The sequence below is a fragment of the Nocardia sp. NPDC049707 genome, from assembly GCF_040674855.1.
Classification (GTDB): Bacteria; Actinomycetota; Actinomycetes; order Mycobacteriales; family Mycobacteriaceae; genus Nocardia.
In genome coordinates, this window is sequence record NZ_JBFANN010000079.1 from 1 (window position 1) to 16,581 (window position 16,581).

Genomic DNA, 16,581 nt, shown 5'->3' on the forward strand with positions numbered 1-16,581 from the left:
GTCGAGACTCGCGCCTGCGGCGCATGCGCTTCGACGACTCGGACGCGAGACGGGCCGCGAACGGGTCGCTCGTAAGACTCGCTCCGTGGTGGTCGGTGCTGGAGGGGCGTTCGGCACTTGGTGCACGCGTGCCGGACGGTTGAGACTGGCGACTTCGTCGCGTGCGCTTCGACGGCTCGGCTGTGTTCGATGGCCGTGCCTGCGGCTCGGCCGCAAGACGGGCCGCGAACTCCTCGCTCGTAAGGTTCGCTCCGTGGTGGGTGCGTAACGTCGACCGTCGACCGTCGCCCGCGATCCGGTTCAACGCCGCCTTTAACGCTTTGGGTAGACTGTGCTTCCGGCCACCGCCTCAATACGGCAGGTAGCTGCAACAGATGGCTGTTGCGCGTCGAACCGTAGGAGACACGACCATGCCGGCAATCGTCCTGATCGGCGCCCAGTGGGGCGACGAGGGTAAGGGCAAAGCAACCGATCTGCTCGGTGGCAGGTTGCAATGGGTCGTCCGGTACCAAGGCGGTAATAACGCCGGGCACACGGTTGTCTTGCCCAATGGCGACAAGTTCGCACTGCATCTGATCCCGTCCGGCATCCTCACCCCGGGCGTGACGAACGTCATCGGCAACGGTGTCGTGGTCGATCCCGGCGTCCTGCTCGCCGAGTTGGCCGGGCTGGAGGAGCGCGGTGTCGATACTTCCGGATTGCTGCTCTCGGCGGACGCGCATTTGATCATGCCGTACCACGTGGCCATCGATAAGGTCACCGAACGCTTCCTCGGCAACAAGAAGATCGGCACCACCGGTCGCGGCATCGGTCCGTGTTACCAGGACAAGGTCGCTCGGGTCGGGGTGCGCGTCGCCGATGTGCTCGACGAGAAGATCCTGACCCAGAAGGTCGAGGCGGCCCTGGAGTTCAAGAACCAGGTCCTGGTGAAGATCTACAACCGTCGCGCATTGGATCCGCAACAAGTGGTCGATGAGGTGCTCGGACAGGCGGATAGCTTCAAGCACCGCATCGCCGACACCCGCCTGGAACTGAATCTCGCGCTCGAGCGCGGCGAGACTGTACTGCTGGAGGGTTCGCAGGGCACCCTGCTCGATGTGGACCACGGCACCTACCCGTATGTGACCTCGTCCAACCCGACCTCGGGTGGTGCGGCGGTCGGCGCGGGTGTCGGACCCAACAAGATCACGACGGTGCTCGGCATCCTGAAGTGCTACACCACCCGCGTCGGTTCGGGTCCGTTCCCGACCGAACTATTCGACAACTTCGGTGAATTCCTGGCCAAGCAGGGTGGTGAGGTCGGCGTGACCACCGGCCGGGCCCGCCGCTGCGGCTGGTTCGATGCGGTCATCGCGCGCTACGCGACCCGGGTCAACGGCATCACCGACTACTTCCTCACCAAACTGGACGTCCTGTCGAGTCTGGAGCGGGTGCCGATCTGCGTCGCCTACGAAATCGATGGCAAGCGGGTCGAGCAGATGCCGACCACCCAGACCGAATTCCACCACGCCAAGCCGATTTACGAAGAGATGCCCGGTTGGTGGGAGGACATTTCCCATGTCAAGACGTTCGAGGAGCTGCCGGCCAACGCCCAGGCCTATGTCTTGCGGCTGGAGGAGCTGTCCGGCGCCCGCATTTCCTGTATCGGCGTCGGACCCGGGCGTGACCAGACCATTGTCCGGCACGACGTGCTCGGTTAGCGGCCGAAACAGCGGAACCGGTGCGCCCGTTCATCGTTCGTTGTCGTCGATCGTGATCGGTGACGAACTACAGTAAGAGCTATGGCTCGGAACTGGCCGATGATCGAGCGCGAGACCGAGTTCGAAGCGATCCGCGCGGCACTCATCGGAACCGAATGTGTCGGTGCGATATTGACGGGCGAGGCCGGAGTCGGAAAGACGACGCTGGCGCGACAAGCGACGGGCGCGGTAGGCGGCAATATCCGGTGGGTGGCGGGCACAGAGTCGGCCCGCAGCATCCCATTGGGCGTATTCGCCCATATGGTCGGCGTTTACACGGCGCACGATCCGGTGACATTCATGTCCGCCGCCCGCGAGGCACTGCTAGCTGACGGGCCCGCGATCATCGGCGTCGACGATGCGCACCTGCTCGATCAGCTCTCGGCCACACTGCTTTTGCAGCTGGCCATCGATAAGGCCGCGCATATCGTCGCGACCGTGCGCAGCGGGGTGCAGGTACCCGACGCGGTCACCTCGTTATGGAAAGACGGTCATCTGCTGCGCATCGACCTCGCGCCGTTCACCCAGCGGCAAAGTGTCGATCTGGTGGAGTCGATGCTCGGCGGGCAGTTGGAGGGCTTCACCGCCAACCTGATGTGGGAGTCCTCCGGCGGAAACGCCCTGTTCCTTCGGCATTTGGTGGAGGGCGCGCTGGAGGCGGGTGCACTGCGGCAGGTGAACGGCGTCTGGCAGCTGCGCGGTCGGGCTGCGGTGACCTCGGAATTGGCTGCGCTACTGGAGGATCGGGTCGAGCAGCTGCCCGAACCGGTGCTGCGGGTGCTCGAACTGCTGACCTTCTGCGAGCCCATCGATCTCGACGTGCTCTCCGAACTGGCGGGCGAGGAAGCCGTGGAGGCCGCCGAAACCCGCGGGCTCATCAGGGTTGTCGAGAACACGCATCAGCTGACCGTGCGTTACAACCATCCGCTGTTCGGTGAGGTCATCCGGCGCAGGCTCGGCATCGCCTCGGCCCGGCGGCTGCGCGGGCGGCTGTACTCCTCGCTCAAGGAACGACCGATCAATTCCGCGCCGGACCGCATCCGGCTGGCCGAATTGGCTTTGGACAGTGATAAATCCGCCGATCTGGAACTCTTCGAAGCGGCCGCCGCCGATGCGATCGGACTGGCCAATCTGCCGCTCGGTGAGCGGTTCGCGCGGGCCGCGGTGGAACGTCGCGGTGGGGTGGAGGCTGCCGACCTGTTGGCCCGCGCGCTCCTGTGGCAGGGCCATCGCATCGAGGCCGAACGCACCCTCGCCAGCTTCGATCCCGATCAGATGAACGAGGTGCAGCTGGCTCGCTGGGGCACTACTCGGGTGTCGAATCTGTTCTGGGCCATGGGCGATGCCGAGCGCGCCGACGAGGTGCTCACGATGCTGCGGAGCAAGGTGCGCCATCCGAAGATCATCGCGACCTTCGATGGATTGGCTTCGGCGTGCGCTGTCAATGAAAATCGCCTCGATGATGCGTTTTCCGGAGCCGAGACGGTGATGGAGACCGAAGGCGCACCACCATGGGCGGTTTGGTGGGCGGCCTTCGGCGGCGGCTTGGCGCTGGCACTGATGGGTAAGGGGGAGGCGGCGCGGCAGTACGCGGCCCGCGGGCATCAGGTGGAGTCGCATATCGACGGGCTCAACCGGTTCATCTCGACCCACGCCGAAGTCCTCGCACTGATCTGCACCGGTGACCTCGAGTCCGCACGTCGTTGCGCATCAGGGTATTTCGGCTATTCCGCGCCGGGCCAGTATCTGGCGTGGGGGATGTCGAAGATCTTGCAGGGCACCGTCGACGTGGCGCAGGGGCGCTTCCTGGACGGGATCGAACATCTCGAACAGGCGTTGGCCGCGCTCACCGCCGAGGGGGCCGCCGCCTGGCACATTCCGGCGCGAATCCGTCTGGCCGAGGCGTATTCGGCGCTCGGCCGGGCCGCGGAGGCGGCCGAATCCATTGCCGAGGCGACCGCGCGCGGTGGCAGGCACAGCGCGGTCTACGACCCGCAGTTGGAGGTCGCGCGCGCCTGCGCGGCCGCCGCGGAAGGCACCGTCACTCCCGCTATCCGACTGGCCATCGGCGCCGCCGACGCTGCGGCGCGCGCACAGCAGCACGCCATCGAGGCCATGGCACTGCATGCGGCGGCTCGTTTCGGCGACCATTCCGTGGCAGGCCGGCTCGCCGACCTGGCCGTCCGGGTCGATGGCCGGCTGGTGCAAGTCCAAGCCCGCCACGCGGTGGCACTCTCCGTCCATGACGGACCCGGCCTGGACGCAGCCGCAGCCGAATTCGAACGCATCGGCGCCCTGCTCTCGGCCGCCGATGCCGCCGCCCAGGCCGCATCCGCGCACGACCGCGCCGGTGACCGCCGCCGTCTCCTCGAGTCCGCCGCCACCGCGAACCGGCTCGCCGCCGCCTGCGGCGGTGCCAGCACGCCTGCCCTGCGCCAGGCAGCCCACCCCTTGCCGCTGACCGCCCGCGAACGGGAAATCGCGAATCTTGTTGCGGCAGGCCTGTCCAACCGTCAGATCGCCGACCGGCTCACCGTCTCGGTCCGCACGGTTGAGGGTCACCTCTACCGCGCCTGCATCAAGATGGACGTCACCGACCGCGAGTCCCTCGGAGCGCTGATACGCGGCGAGTCCTCCGGTGGATTCAGCTGAGTGATCCGTCGCGGACTTATCCGCGAGGTGCACGGGCGGTCGTCGGTGGCAGGCGGGCGACCGGTGAATAGGTTAACCTCACATTTTCATGTCTGAAACGCTCATATGTGAGAGATATGGTGAAGAGGTGGATATCCTCAGTGAAACCATAGCCGCCATTCGCACCGGCAATCCGACCTCCGGCCTGTTCATCCGGCACGCACCATGGGGCCGCGCCTATCCGGTCGTTCCCGGCGCGGGTTTCCATGTGGTGCTACAGGGTTCGTGCTTCGCGGTGCCGACCGGTGGCGAACCCATTGCCCTCGGAGTCGGTGACGTCCTGTTCATGCCGCGCGGCGCGGACCACGACCTGCTCGACCGCCTCGACAGTCCGGTCACCGAGCAGGCGCAACCGGGGGAGACGCGCGAGATCATCGGGCCCGGCGCCCGCACCGCCCTGCTCTGCGGCGCATACGAACTCGGCAGGCAGCGCAGCCACCCGCTGCTCGACGAACTCCCCGAATTCATCCATCTCCCAGCACGTCCCGGCCGCCACCCGTCCTTGCGCGCCGCCGTCGACCTGCTCGCTGCCGAGGTCGCCGAACCGAAACAGGGTAGCGATGCTGCGGTCCCCACCATCCTGGAGACTCTGCTCCTATTCATCCTGCGCGCGTGGTTCGACGAGCAGGCCGTCGCCGAACCCGCTACCGGTTGGGCGGGCGCCTTCGCTGATCCGGCGGTCGCGGCCGCACTGCGCGCCGTGCACGAAGCGCCGGCCCGGACCTGGACGGTCCCCGACCTCAGCGATATCGCGGGCGTCTCGCGCGCCACCCTGGCCCGCCGCTTCATCGCCACTGTCGGCGAGCCACCCCTGGCCTACGTCAGCCGATGGCGCATGCTCACCGCCGCCCGCCTGCTCCGCGACACCGACAGCCCACTCGGCACCATCGCCCGAAAGGTCGGCTACACCTCCGAATTCGCCTTCGCCAAGGCCTTCAAACGCGAATACGGCCAGGCCCCAGGGCAATACCGTCGCGCGGACGACCAGCCACCGCTGATCGCGGTCTGAAGTGCCTGTAGCCTTGGGTGCTACATTGGGCTACGCTGGCCTCATGAAGGTGATCACGCAGCGGGAGTTCCGCAATAACTCCGCAGCGGTCATGGATGCCGTCGAGGCCGGTGAGGTGTTTCGGGTCACCCGCAATGGTGTGGAGGTCGCCGAACTGCGGCCCGTCGGTCGCCGCCGCCGATTGACCGCTGCGGAACTCGTGGCACGGCATCGCAAACTGCCGCGCGTGGACCATGCCCGGATGCGGCGGGAGGCGGACGAGTTCTTCGGTACCGAGGACCGCATCGGCGACGATGACATATGGGAATCCCGTCGATGACGAACCGGCACGCTTCCGGCGTCCTCGATACCTGCGCGTATCTCGATCTGGATGTCCTGGATCCGGATGCCCTGCCCAAGATCCCCGAAATCACTGCTATCACCCTGGCGGAGCTGAATCAGGGCGTCGCGATGGCCAAGGATGCCGCGACTCGTTCCGCGCGATCCGAGCAGCTCGGCGCTGCCATTGTGGACTTCGATCCGCTGCCGTTCGACGAAGATGCGGCGACGCGGTACGGAACGTTGGTGGCTCTGACCGTGGCGGCGAAACGTGATCCCAAACCACGCAGGATGGACCTGCTGATCGCGGCGATAGCGTCGGCCCGCGGGCTGCCGCTCTACACGCGCAACGGCAAGGATTTCCGTGGGCTCGAAAGCATGCTCGAGGTCGTTGCGATTTGATCGGAAACGTCAGCTGAAGGGGGTTTTGGGCCGCTTCATCGCCACAGTCGGCGAGCCACCCCTGGCCTATGTCACCCGCTGGCGCATGCTCACCGCCCGCCCGCCTGCTCCGCGACACCGACAGCCCACTCGGCACCATCGCCCGAAAGGTCGGCTACACCTCCGAATTCGCCTTCGCCAAGGCCTTCAAACGCGAATACGGCCAGGCCCCAGGGCAATACCGTCGCGCGGACGACCAGCCACCGCTGATCGCGGTCTGATCGTCGCTCAGCTGAACACGCTCACGATCTGTGGTGTGGACGCTCGCGCTCTAGCTGCGGCAGATGCTCGAATTCGAACATCGCCGCAGGTAGTAGCCCTCGTGCTGAGGTAGAGTAGTCGTCATGTCCCGCCTCGATCGCATCACTTCGAACCCCGCCGTCTGCCACGGCAAGCCGGTGGTGCGCGGATTGCGGTACCCCGTGGAGATGCTGCTGGAGCTGCTGGCAGCGGGCATGAGTATCGATGAGATTCTGGCCGACTACCCGGATCTGGAGACCGACGACATACTCGCGGTGCTTGAATACGCGGCAATCGTGACTGCCCGCCAGACAACGATCCCCTTCGACGCGGCGTGAAATTCCTCGTCGACGCCCAGCTTCCTCGCAAGCTGGCCGTCCTGCTGAAGAACGCTGGGCACGACGTCGTGCACACCTCCACGATCGCACAAGGAAACCGGACAACGGATGATGAAATCGCGGCGATCGCTGATCGAGAAGGTCGAGTTGTCGTCACCAAGGATCGCGACTTCTGGATCGGACACGTACTCGACCAGTCGCCACGGTCGCTGCTGATTGTGTCGACCGGCAACATCACCAATGCTGTTCTGCTTCAATTATTCAGCGAACATCTCGCCGAGATCGTGCGACTGCTCGAGGAGTGTGCGGTTGTCGAGGTCGGCCACGATCGGCTGGTTGCGCACAGCGCTCCCCAGTGAGCCGACCGACTGCTGCGTCAGCTGAAGGGGGTTTTGGGGCGCTCTTGGAGTTGGCCGTCGAGGTAGATATCGACCTTCTCGTTGTAGAAGCAGACCAGGCCCGCGATCTTCTGGCTTTCCGGGAATGGGGTGCGGTAGCCCCAGACGATGTCCGGGTATTCCTTGCCGTCGATGTGGACGGTCCAGTATTCGGCGGTGCCCTTGTAGGGGCAGCCGGTGTGGGTCTGCGACGGTTTCAGTAGGTCGAGGCGGACATCGGTCAGGGGGAGGTAATACCTTGGGGGGAGGCCGGTTTCGAAGAGGATGCGGGGTGAGTGCGAGTCGGCGACCGTGGTGCCGTCGACTTCTACGCGGATGTGGCGGGAGCTGGCGAGGATGTCGACTCGCGTGTACGGATCGCGCGGGTGGACGTAGACCGGCTCATCCTCTTCGAACCATTCGTCCATGGCGTTCCAGTCCAGGCGCACCAGGTCGTTCAGTTCGGTGAATGGGGAGTCGTGATAGCGCACCGCGGCTCCGGCCGCGGTGGTGCCGTCGACGACCACGTCGTATCCGGTCGCGGTGCCACGGCTCGGGGATTTCGCGCTGGTGCCGTTCGGCTCGAGTTTCGCGTGCAGATCCGCGACGGGTAAATAGTAGGTCGGGTAGTGCGGACTCTCCCAGACCAGGACCGGGCGGGCGGTATCGGCGACCAACTGGCCGCCGAGGTAGACCCGGACTCGCTTCTGGCTGGTCGCTACCTTGACTAGGCCACGCTTCTCATCGGTCATACTCTCCGACCGTACTCCGGAAGGTGGTCCGACCAGCGGAATCGGCTATCGCGACGTAGGGAGCGGCCGCGGCACCGACTCTTTCAGTGCGTCCAGCAGCTCCTTCATATCGCTTTCCATTCGGGCCAACCGTTCGATATCGAAACCGGTGAGCTCCGCCGCCATCGCCCCGCCGAAGGCTGCGCGGGCACGGGTCAAGCGGGTGCGTCCGGCCGGGGTGAGTTCGACGACGACGGCCCGGGAATCATCCGGATCCTTGCGTCGGGAGGCGTATCCATCCGCGACGAGCTTGCCGATCAGCGCCGTTGCCGCCGGCTGTGAACATCGATCGATGCGAGCGAATTCGCTGACGCGTACCGCGCCGTGTTCGTCGAGCACCGCAAGTGCGCGCATCACGGCTCGCGGCAGATCGTCGCCGCTGATCACCCCGGCCAGCCGGGTCAGCCGGCCCGCGGTGACCAGTAGGTTGACCACGATGTCATCTGCTGTCGCCACTCGAGCCTGCTGCATGCAGTATTATTGCATACGCTAACTATGTATGGCCAGGAGGCTGCCCCATGCCACATGACCAGTGCAAACGATAGCGCCCCGTGGAGCGGGACTCCTTGGGTTCACGCGGTCGGGGTGAGCGGCCTGCGGGGCTGCCCGAACAACTGCGCATCACCGTGTGCGCGCTTGAAGAACAAATGCGCGTCATGTTCCCAAGTAATGGCGATGCCGCCGTGCAACTGCACCATCTCCGCCACGATGGTCGTGAACGCTTCCGAACAGTGCGTCCGCGCCACCCAGACATCCTCCGCGGCGGACGGGCTGTGCTCCGCCACCGCGACCGTCGCCGCATACGACGCGGATTTGGCCGACTCCACCAGCACATACATATCCGCCATGCGGTGCTTGAGCGCCTGGAAACTGCCGATCGGCCGGCCGAACTGCACGCGGGATTTGGTGTACTCGACCGTCAGCTCCAGACACCGCTGCGCGGCGCCGACCTGCTCGGCAGCCACCGCGGCCCAAGCGATTTCGTGCAGCCGCGCCGCGACGAGCGCCGGATCCGCCGAACCGAGCCGCCGCGCCGGAACCGCCGCAAAGGTGATTTCGGCGAGCTTGCGAGTGGGATCCATCGTCGCGACGACGCGTCGGGTGACGCCCTCGGCACCTGAATCGACCTCGAACAGGCCGTTCGAGGTCACCACGACAAGGGTGTCGGCAGCCAGCCCGTCGAGCACGTAATGTGCTGTGCCGGACAGTGTTCCGTCTTCGGAGTGCACACCCGGCTCGTCCCAGCCGCCGGTCCCCGCCCAGCACACCGCGATCGTGCGAGAACCTTCGGCAACCTCGGGCAGCAGCCGCTCACATGCCTCGTTGTCACCGGACAACAGCACGGCCTGTGCACCGAGCACGGCCGCCCCCAGCATCGGCACCCCGGCCAGCGTGCGCCCCAATTCGGTTACCACCAGCAGGGATTCGATCAGGCTGGCACCGAACCCGCCGTATTCCTCCGGAATCGCGAGCGCCGCGACGCCGACCTGCTCGCACAACAGCCGCCACAGCGTCTGGTCGTAGCCGAGTTCGGTTTCCATGGCCGCGCGCACCGCGGCGGATCCGGCGTGCTTGGTGAGCAGCGCCCGGACCGAGGCGGCGAATTCCTGGTGTTCAGTGCTCGGCCCGCCTGTCACCTGACCACCACCTGCCATCGAATCGTTACGCGATGTGGTCATTTCGCGCCTCGCAGTGCTCGGTCCCGAACCGCCTCATCGCGCAGTGCGCGGGCAATCCGGGAACGATGTAGATCCGGTGTACCCCAAGCCGACCGCAGCGCGGTCACCCTGGTCAACCACAGTGACAGGTCGTACTCGGCGGTGTACCCGATCGCACCGTGCACCTGCAACGCCGCCCGCGCCGCCCGATAGGCCGCATCACCGCAGGCGATAACGGCCGCCGAGACGTCGCGCCCGCGCGTGGCTTCACCCATGGTCAATGCCGCCCGGTACAGCAGCGGCTCGGCCAGATCCAGCCCGATCAGCACATCGGCCAACTTCTGCTTGACCGCCTGGAATTCGCCGATCGGCTTGCCGAACTGCTTGCGCTGCTTGGCATATTCGGTGGCCGCCGCCAAGAGCGCCCGTCCCGCGCCGAGCAACTGTGCCGCATTGGCCAGCGCACCGGTATCGAAGGCGGCCGCGACCGCCTCGAGTACCTGCGCACCCTCGGCGACAACAGCATCGGATTCGACGACGAACAGCCGCCGCGCCGGATCGACCGAACGCACCAGCCCCGCGCGATGTCCGGTGCGGAGCTGATTACCTTCGGCGATCAGCACCACCTCGGCGGAATCCGCATCCAACGCGACGGTGCCGTGTTCGGGTGAGGTGAATGCCAGCGTGCCGAGCGCCGCCCCCTCCGCGAACCCGGGCAGCCAGCGTGCGGCCAGTGCGGTATCCGGGAGAGCTTGCAGCAGTGCGGGTATCGCGGCCGCCGTCTCGACCAGCGGTCCGGGCACTGCGGCCCGGCCGATCTCCTGGAAGGCGACGACCAGATCGATCGGCTCCGCGCCGATCCCACCGTGCCGCTCCTCGATGCCGAGACCCAGCGCACCCGCACCGGCCAGCTGCCGGATGAGTCCGCGGCCGGGCTCGGAATCGCCCGCGGCCCAGTTGCGCACGGCGGCGGGAGTGCGTCCGGCGTCGAGCAACTTGCGCAGGCTGGTGCCGAAGTCGAGTTGTTCCGGGCTGAGCGCGAATCTCATCGGCTGCTCCCTCTCGGTAGTCCGAGCAGCCGCTCGGCGATGATATTGCGCTGAATCTCGTTGGTACCGGCGTAGATCGGGCCGGACAGCGAGAACAGATAGCCGTCCGTCCACGGTCCGGACCGTTCGGCGGCACCGGCGAGTACCTCCAGCGCGGTTTCGTGCATGGTGATATCCAGTTCGGACCAGAACACCTTGGTGATCGAGGATTCCGCGCCCAGCTTGCCGCCCTCGTTCAACCGGGTGACCGTGCCGAAGGTATGCAGCCGGTAGGCCTCGCTGCCGATCCAGGCGTCCACCACCGCATCTCGCTGTGCAGTATTGGTGCGGTCGCCGGTGTCGAGCCAAAGATCGATGAGCCGCTGCGCGGTGGCGCTGAAGCGGCCGGGGGAGCGCAGCGATAGTCCGCGCTCATTGCTGGATGTGCTCATCGCGACCCGCCAGCCCTCGCCGGGCGCGCCGATCACATCGGAGTCGGGCACGAAGACATCGTCGAGGAAGATTTCCGCGAATCCGGGCTCCCCGTCCAACTGCGGAATCGGCCGTACCGAGACACCATCTGCGGATAGCGGGAACATCGCGTAGGTGAGTCCGCGGTGCCGTTCAGCATCGGGATCGCTGCGGAACAGGCCGAATGCCCAGTCCGCGAACGATGCCCGCGAACTCCAGGTCTTCTGACCGCTCAATAGCCAGCCACCGGTGGTGCGCCGCGCGGTCGAGCGGATACCGGCCAGATCGCTGCCCGCCTCCGGTTCGGACCAGGCCTGCGCCCAGATATCGTCACCGCGCGCCATCCGCGGCATGATCCGATCCAGCTGTTCGGGCGTGCCGTGCTCGAAAAGTGTTGGCGCCAACAGGAAGATGCCGTTCTGGCTGACCCGCCCCGGCGCACCGGCGGCGTAGTACTCCTGCTCGAAGAGCACCCACTCCAGCAGCGAGGCATCGCGCCCGCCGTACTCCCGCGGCCAGGAGACGACCGACAGTCGCGCCTCGGCGAGCGTGCGCTCCCATTCGCGATGCGCCTCGAATCCGGCCTCGGTATCCATCGATGGCAGCGGCTTCGCGGGTTTATTGGCGGCAAGGAATTCGCGAACTTCCCGCTGGAATTCCTGAGTCGCCTGATCGAAATCCAGATCCACTACGTTGTCCCGTTCTGCTCGGACGTCGACTGGGTGGCCGCCGTCGCGGTGGCCTTCATCGACTTGGCGTTCATGCCCCCAAGCGAATCCGCGCCGACCTCGGCATTGTGCGCATGCGCGAAGTGGTGCAGGCCGAATACCGAATCCATGCCCGCGCGCATACCCATCAGATCCTCGGCCTGGTTCACCGCCTTCTTGGTCAGCGCTAGTCCGAATTGCGGCATGGTGGCGATCTTTTCGGCCAGCGCGAGGGTTTCGGTCTCGAGTTCGACGCGTGGCACGACGCGATTGACCATGCCCCATTCCTTGGCCTGGGCCGCATCGAAGCGGTCCCCGGTGAACAGGAACTCCTTGGCCGCGCGCGGACCCATCACCCACGGATGCGCGAAATACTCCACACCCGGAATGCCCATGCGGACAACGGGATCGGAGAAGAACGCGTCATCGGAGGCGATAATGAGATCGCAGACCCAGGCCAGCATGAGCCCGCCCGCGATACACGCGCCCTGCACCATCGCAATCGTCGGCTTGGGGATTTCCCGCCAGCGGCGGCACATCCCGAGGTACACCTCGGTCTCGCGGGCGAAGCGCTGATCGCCGCCGACCCGGTCCACATGGTCCCACCACAGCGTGGCCTTGTTCTGATAGCGCACATGGTGATCGCGCCCCGGCGTGCCGATGTCATGGCCGGCGCTGAAATGTTTTCCGTTGCCCGCCAAGACGATCACCTTGACCTCGGCGTCTTCGACGGCCCGCTCGAACGCGGCGTCGATGGCATAGGTCATCACCGAATTCTGCGCGTTGCGGTAGTCCGGCCGGTTCAGCGTGACGATCGCGATCGGGCCGCGCCGCTCATAGGTAACGACGTCTCCCTCATCGGGAACACCGTTCTCGTCGGACATTACGACTTCTCCTCACGTAGTTGACGCTTGAGCACCTTCCCGGCGGCGCTATAGGGCAGTTGGTTCCGGAATTCGACGAATCGGGGCACCTTGAAATTGGCCAGCACGGTGCTCGCATGCCCGCGCACCTGCTCCTCGGTGAGTGCGGCGCCCTGCTTGCGCACCACAAATGCCTTGCCCACCTCACCCATGCGGGTATCCGGCACTCCGATGACGGCGGATTCGGCCACGCCGTCGAGCCGGGCCAGGGCCTGTTCGATCTCCGCGGGATACACATTGAAACCGCCGGAGATGTACATATCCTTGAGCCGATCGGTGATCTTCAGATACCCGCGTTCGTCGATCGTGCCGATATCGCCGGTATGCAGCCAGCCCTCGGCATCGATGGTTTCGGCGGTACTTTCCGGATCGTTCAAGTAGCCGAGCATCACATTCGGCCCACGCAGCAATACCTCGCCCTCCGGGCTCAGTCGCAATTCGAAATCGGCGATGGGGCGGCCACAGGTGCCCGCGATGGTGGCGGCATCGTCATCGGCGCGGCACATGGTGCCGAATCCGGCGGCTTCGGAAAGTCCGTAACCGGTGATGACGACATCGAAATCGAGTTCCGAGCGCATGCGCTCGACCAATACCACCGGCACCGTCGCGGCGCCGGTCACCGCGACGCGCAAGCTGCTCAGGTCGTAGTTGTCCCGGTCCGGGAAGTCGAGAATGGTCTGGTAGATGGTCGGGGGTCCGGGCAGCACCGAGATCTGCTCGGCGCCGACCAGGCGCATGGTCGCGGGCACATCGAAGGTCGCCTGCGGAATGATCGTCGCGCCGGTCACCAGGCAGGCGAGTATGCCCGCCTTGTAGCCGAAGTTGTGGAAGAACGGGCTGACCACCAGATAGCGATCGGAGCCGGTCAAGGTGGTGCACTCGGCCCAGGCCCGCACCACCGACAGCGCCTGCCGATGCGCGACCAGGGTGCCCTTGCTGCGCCCGGTGGTGCCGGAGGTGAACAAGATGTCGGAAATGTCCTCGGGGTCGACGGCCTCGGCGCGCTGCACGGCATCGGCTACCGGGACCGATTCGGCGATACCGGCGAGCTGCGACCAGTTGACGGCCGCGGCGTCGGTGGTCTCGGTGCCCGGCTCCACGGGGATGACCACCGCCGTATCGATGTGCAATTCCGGTGCGGCGGAGCGCAATTCGGCGAGCCGATCCCGGCCGAGGAAGGTTCCGGCGATGAACAGCGCCTTGGCCTCGACGCGCTCGAGCACATCGGCGGCCTCATCGGCGACATAGCGGGTATTGAGCGGCACCAAGGCCGCGCCCGCGTAATGGGTGGCCAAGGCGGCGATCACCCAGTGGTAGGTATTCGGCGCCCAGATAGCGACCCGATCACCCGACTGCACGCCGCGGGCGATCAGCGCCCGCGCCACCTCCTGCACCGCCGTCAGCAACTGCGCCCAGTCCAGCCGTACCTCGCCATCGCCGAGGGCGGGCGCGGTGCCGAAAGTGCGCGCGGCATCGTGCAGTGCCATGGGTGTCGTTTGTGCAGGGGTTGTCACGGTTGTCCTCACCGTCGGCGGGGTCTTTTGCTGCCTTTGCCAGATAAACCGGTCAGGCTCTAACAAAGCAAGTGCTTGGTAGGTTATCCTACCGGCGTGGTTGCGATCCAGACCTCAGATTCCGATACCGCTGCACAGGACGCGCGGTTTTCCGCAGAAGTGCGCGAGTGGTTGGCCGAGAACCTCGATGGCGAGTTCCGTGCGTTGCGCGGACTCGGCGGGCCCGGCCGCGAACACGAGGCATTCGAGGAACGCCTCGCCTGGGACCGGCATCTGGCCGCCGCCGGATGGACCTGCCTCGGCTGGCCCAAGGAGTGGGGCGGGCGCGAGGCCTCGGTGCGCCAGCAGGTGATCTTCCATGAGGAATACGCCAAAGCGAATGCGCCCGCGCGAGTTTCCCACGTCGGTGAGGAACTGCTCGGTCCGACGATTTTGGCCTTCGGCACCCAGGCGCAGAAGGAGCGGTTCCTGCCGGGCGTCCGGAATGTGACCGAGCTGTGGTGCCAGGGCTACTCCGAACCCGGTGCGGGCTCGGATCTGGCCGCCATCACCACCAGCGCCCAGCTCGACGGCGATGAATGGTCGATCAACGGCCAGAAGATCTGGACCTCGCTGGCTCATGTGGCCGACTGGTGCTTCGTCGTCGCGCGCACCGAAAAGGGTTCGACCCGGCACAAGGGCCTTTCCTACCTGCTGGTTCCGATGCATCAGCCGGGCATCGAGGTCCGCCCGATCATCCAGCTGACCGGCACCTCGGAATTCAACGAGGTCTTCTTCGACAATGCCCGCACCGCCGCGGACCTGGTCGTCGGCGAACCCGGTGACGGTTGGCGCATCGCCATGGGCACGCTCACCTTCGAGCGCGGCATCTCCACGCTCGGCCAGCAGATCCGCTTCGCCCGCGAACTGGCCGATGTCGAGGCACTGGCCCGCCGTACCGGCGCGGCCGACGACCCATTGATCGCCGATCGCATCGACAAGGCATGGGTCGGCCTGCGCGTCCTGCGAGCCCACGCGCTGCGCACCATGCAGGACAGCGCCGCCGACGACGGCGGTCAGGCGTCGGTCTCGAAGCTGCTGTGGGCCAATTGGCATCGTGGCCTCGGCGAATTGGCCATGGCCGTGCTCGGGCCCGCCGGACTGGTGGCTGATGAGGACGATCTCAACGAATGGCAGCGGCTGTATCTGTTCACCCGCGCCGACACGATCTACGGAGGTTCGAACGAAGTGCAGCGCAATATCATCTCCGAGCGCGTGCTCGGACTGCCGCGGGAGGCTCGCCCATGAACGGACCGCTTTCCGTTGCGCCGCAGCCCATTCCAGGGCACGGCCTGCTGACCGGACGCAATGCCGTGATCACTGCGGCGGCGGGCACCGGCATTGGCTCGGCTACCGCGCGCCGGCTGCTCGCCGAGGGGGCCGATGTCGTCGTATCCGACTGGCACGAGCGGCGTCTCGCCGAAACCGAGGTCGAACTGAAGGCCGAATTCCCGGAGCGCCGGGTCGCCTCGATCGCGTGCGATGTGCAGAGCACCGAACAGGTCAACGAGCTGATCCGCGGTGCCGCAACGGCATTGGGCCGCATCGACATCATGGTAAACAATGCCGGACTCGGCGGTGAAACCCCCGTCGTCGATATGACCGACGAACAGTGGGACCGCGTCCTGGATATCACCCTCAACGGCACCTTCCGCTGCACACGCGCCGCCCTCGGCTACTTCCGTGATGCGGGCCACGGCGGTGTGATCGTCAATAACGCCAGCGTGCTCGGCTGGCGCGCACAGTACGGTCAGGCCCACTACGCCGCCGCCAAGGCCGGCGTCATGGCCCTGACCCGCTGCAGCGCCGTCGAGGCCGCCGAACTCGGCGTCCGCATCAATGCCGTCTCCCCGAGCATCGCCAGACACGCCTTCCTGGATAAGGTCAGCTCGACCGAACTGCTCGACCGCCTCTCCGAACGCGAGGCTTTCGGCCGCGCCGCCGAACCCTGGGAAGTCGCCGCCACCATCGCCATGCTGGCCAGTGACTACACGACCTACCTCACCGGCGAAGTGGTGTCGATCAGCAGCCAGCGCGCTTGACCTAAGAACCCCAACGGAGCGAGTTCGCGGCCTTCCTCGCGTCCACGCGAAGGCGCGGCCGTCGACTCGGTCGAGTCGTCGAAGCACATCCGATCGGGCGCGAGTCTCGACGCGCGCGCATCAGGTGCCGAACGCCCCGCCGTCCGTGACCCCAACGGAGCGAGTCTTACGAGCGACCCGTTCGCGGCCCGTCTCGCGTCCGAGTCGTCGAAGCGCATGCGACGTAGTCGCGAGTCTCGACGGCTCGGACGCGAG

General features: G+C 66.1%; 17 protein-coding genes. 10 read left to right on the plus strand and 7 right to left on the minus strand.

Annotation, left to right across the window (positions count from 1 at the left end; translation table 11 throughout):
• Positions 1-410: 410 nt before the first annotated feature.
• The 8 genes from AB0J29_RS35685 to AB0J29_RS35720 all read left to right on the plus strand — a co-directional run bounded on the left by AB0J29_RS35685 (position 411) and on the right by AB0J29_RS35720 (position 7,135).
• The gene (locus AB0J29_RS35685) at positions 411-1,700 is read left to right on the plus strand and encodes an adenylosuccinate synthase (protein ID WP_364795379.1); all 1,290 of its coding nucleotides are present in this window, start codon (positions 411-413) and stop codon (positions 1,698-1,700) included.
• An 81-nt stretch (positions 1,701-1,781) separates the two neighbouring features.
• On the plus strand, positions 1,782-4,391 hold the full coding sequence (locus AB0J29_RS35690; protein ID WP_364795382.1) for a LuxR C-terminal-related transcriptional regulator: 2,610 nt from the start codon (positions 1,782-1,784) through the stop codon (positions 4,389-4,391).
• Positions 4,392-4,518: 127 nt separating this feature from the next.
• The gene (locus AB0J29_RS35695; protein ID WP_364795385.1) at positions 4,519-5,439 is read left to right on the plus strand and encodes an AraC family transcriptional regulator; all 921 of its coding nucleotides are present in this window, start codon (positions 4,519-4,521) and stop codon (positions 5,437-5,439) included.
• A 43-nt stretch (positions 5,440-5,482) separates the two neighbouring features.
• On the plus strand, positions 5,483-5,758 hold the full coding sequence (locus AB0J29_RS35700; RefSeq protein WP_364795389.1) for a type II toxin-antitoxin system prevent-host-death family antitoxin: 276 nt from the start codon (positions 5,483-5,485) through the stop codon (positions 5,756-5,758).
• Entirely contained in the window at positions 5,755-6,159 is a 405-nt protein-coding gene (locus AB0J29_RS35705; protein ID WP_364795392.1) for a type II toxin-antitoxin system VapC family toxin, read from the plus strand. The genes AB0J29_RS35700 and AB0J29_RS35705 overlap by 4 nt, the downstream gene beginning before the upstream one ends.
• Positions 6,160-6,227: 68 nt before the next feature.
• Complete coding sequence (locus AB0J29_RS35710; protein WP_364795394.1) at positions 6,228-6,419, plus strand: helix-turn-helix domain-containing protein; 192 nt, start codon at positions 6,228-6,230, stop codon at positions 6,417-6,419.
• A gap of 123 nt (positions 6,420-6,542) precedes the next feature.
• Positions 6,543-6,776, plus strand: a complete 234-nt coding sequence (locus AB0J29_RS35715; RefSeq protein WP_364795396.1) for a DUF433 domain-containing protein — start codon at positions 6,543-6,545, stop codon at positions 6,774-6,776.
• Positions 6,773-7,135: a DUF5615 family PIN-like protein gene (locus tag AB0J29_RS35720; RefSeq protein WP_364795399.1), complete on the plus strand. Its 363-nt coding sequence runs from the start codon at positions 6,773-6,775 to the stop codon at positions 7,133-7,135. Before AB0J29_RS35715 ends, AB0J29_RS35720 begins: the two co-directional genes overlap by 4 nt.
• A gap of 17 nt (positions 7,136-7,152) precedes the next feature.
• Here the strand turns inward: AB0J29_RS35720 and AB0J29_RS35725 are convergent, their stop codons facing one another.
• From AB0J29_RS35725 to AB0J29_RS35755, 7 genes are all read right to left on the minus strand, one after another.
• Complete coding sequence (locus tag AB0J29_RS35725; RefSeq protein WP_364795402.1) at positions 7,153-7,905, minus strand: DUF427 domain-containing protein; 753 nt, start codon at positions 7,903-7,905, stop codon at positions 7,153-7,155.
• 45 nt (positions 7,906-7,950) lie between these two features.
• Positions 7,951-8,400 (minus strand): MarR family transcriptional regulator, encoded by a 450-nt coding sequence (locus AB0J29_RS35730; protein WP_364795405.1) that lies wholly within the window; start codon positions 8,398-8,400, stop codon positions 7,951-7,953.
• Positions 8,401-8,516: 116 nt separating this feature from the next.
• On the minus strand, positions 8,517-9,599 hold the full coding sequence (locus AB0J29_RS35735) for an acyl-CoA dehydrogenase family protein (protein ID WP_364795424.1): 1,083 nt from the start codon (positions 9,597-9,599) through the stop codon (positions 8,517-8,519).
• A gap of 20 nt (positions 9,600-9,619) precedes the next feature.
• Positions 9,620-10,651: an acyl-CoA dehydrogenase family protein gene (locus AB0J29_RS35740; protein ID WP_364795408.1), complete on the minus strand. Its 1,032-nt coding sequence runs from the start codon at positions 10,649-10,651 to the stop codon at positions 9,620-9,622.
• On the minus strand, positions 10,648-11,790 hold the full coding sequence (locus AB0J29_RS35745; RefSeq protein WP_364795411.1) for an acyl-CoA dehydrogenase family protein: 1,143 nt from the start codon (positions 11,788-11,790) through the stop codon (positions 10,648-10,650). The genes AB0J29_RS35740 and AB0J29_RS35745 overlap by 4 nt, the downstream gene beginning before the upstream one ends.
• Positions 11,790-12,692 carry an enoyl-CoA hydratase gene (locus AB0J29_RS35750; protein WP_364795413.1) on the minus strand — a complete coding sequence of 301 codons (903 nt, stop codon included), beginning with the start codon at positions 12,690-12,692 and terminating at the stop codon, positions 11,790-11,792. Before AB0J29_RS35750 ends, AB0J29_RS35745 begins: the two co-directional genes overlap by 1 nt.
• Positions 12,692-14,245, minus strand: coding sequence for a FadD3 family acyl-CoA ligase (locus AB0J29_RS35755; RefSeq protein ID WP_364795415.1), 1,554 nt, complete (start codon positions 14,243-14,245; stop codon positions 12,692-12,694). The genes AB0J29_RS35750 and AB0J29_RS35755 overlap by 1 nt, the downstream gene beginning before the upstream one ends.
• A gap of 96 nt (positions 14,246-14,341) precedes the next feature.
• Here AB0J29_RS35755 and AB0J29_RS35760 point away from each other — a divergent pair, with 96 nt between their 5' ends.
• Together AB0J29_RS35760 and AB0J29_RS35765 are read left to right on the plus strand one after the other, a co-directional pair.
• The gene (locus tag AB0J29_RS35760; RefSeq protein ID WP_364795418.1) at positions 14,342-15,532 is read left to right on the plus strand and encodes an acyl-CoA dehydrogenase family protein; all 1,191 of its coding nucleotides are present in this window, start codon (positions 14,342-14,344) and stop codon (positions 15,530-15,532) included.
• Positions 15,529-16,326, plus strand: coding sequence for an SDR family oxidoreductase (locus AB0J29_RS35765; RefSeq protein WP_364795421.1), 798 nt, complete (start codon positions 15,529-15,531; stop codon positions 16,324-16,326). Before AB0J29_RS35760 ends, AB0J29_RS35765 begins: the two co-directional genes overlap by 4 nt.
• The last annotated feature ends 255 nt before the right edge of the window (positions 16,327-16,581 follow it).

What these genes read in the sequence shown, in the direction of transcription:
- AB0J29_RS35685 (WP_364795379.1), top strand. Translation starts at nt 411, where the DNA reads ATGCCGGCAATCGTCCTGATCGGCGCCCAGTGGGGCGACGAGGGTAAG.
- AB0J29_RS35690 (WP_364795382.1), top strand. Translation starts at nt 1,782, where the DNA reads ATGGCTCGGAACTGGCCGATGATCGAGCGCGAGACCGAGTTCGAAGCG.
- AB0J29_RS35700 (WP_364795389.1), top strand. Translation starts at nt 5,483, where the DNA reads ATGAAGGTGATCACGCAGCGGGAGTTCCGCAATAACTCCGCAGCGGTC.
- AB0J29_RS35705 (WP_364795392.1), top strand. Translation starts at nt 5,755, where the DNA reads ATGACGAACCGGCACGCTTCCGGCGTCCTCGATACCTGCGCGTATCTC.
- AB0J29_RS35710 (WP_364795394.1), top strand. Translation starts at nt 6,228, where the DNA reads ATGTCACCCGCTGGCGCATGCTCACCGCCCGCCCGCCTGCTCCGCGAC.
- AB0J29_RS35715 (WP_364795396.1), top strand. Translation starts at nt 6,543, where the DNA reads ATGTCCCGCCTCGATCGCATCACTTCGAACCCCGCCGTCTGCCACGGC.
- AB0J29_RS35725 (WP_364795402.1), bottom strand. Translation starts at nt 7,905, where the DNA reads ATGACCGATGAGAAGCGTGGCCTAGTCAAGGTAGCGACCAGCCAGAAG.
- AB0J29_RS35735 (WP_364795424.1), bottom strand. Translation starts at nt 9,599, where the DNA reads ATGGCAGGTGGTGGTCAGGTGACAGGCGGGCCGAGCACTGAACACCAG.
- AB0J29_RS35740 (WP_364795408.1), bottom strand. Translation starts at nt 10,651, where the DNA reads ATGAGATTCGCGCTCAGCCCGGAACAACTCGACTTCGGCACCAGCCTG.
- AB0J29_RS35750 (WP_364795413.1), bottom strand. Translation starts at nt 12,692, where the DNA reads ATGTCCGACGAGAACGGTGTTCCCGATGAGGGAGACGTCGTTACCTAT.
- AB0J29_RS35765 (WP_364795421.1), top strand. Translation starts at nt 15,529, where the DNA reads ATGAACGGACCGCTTTCCGTTGCGCCGCAGCCCATTCCAGGGCACGGC.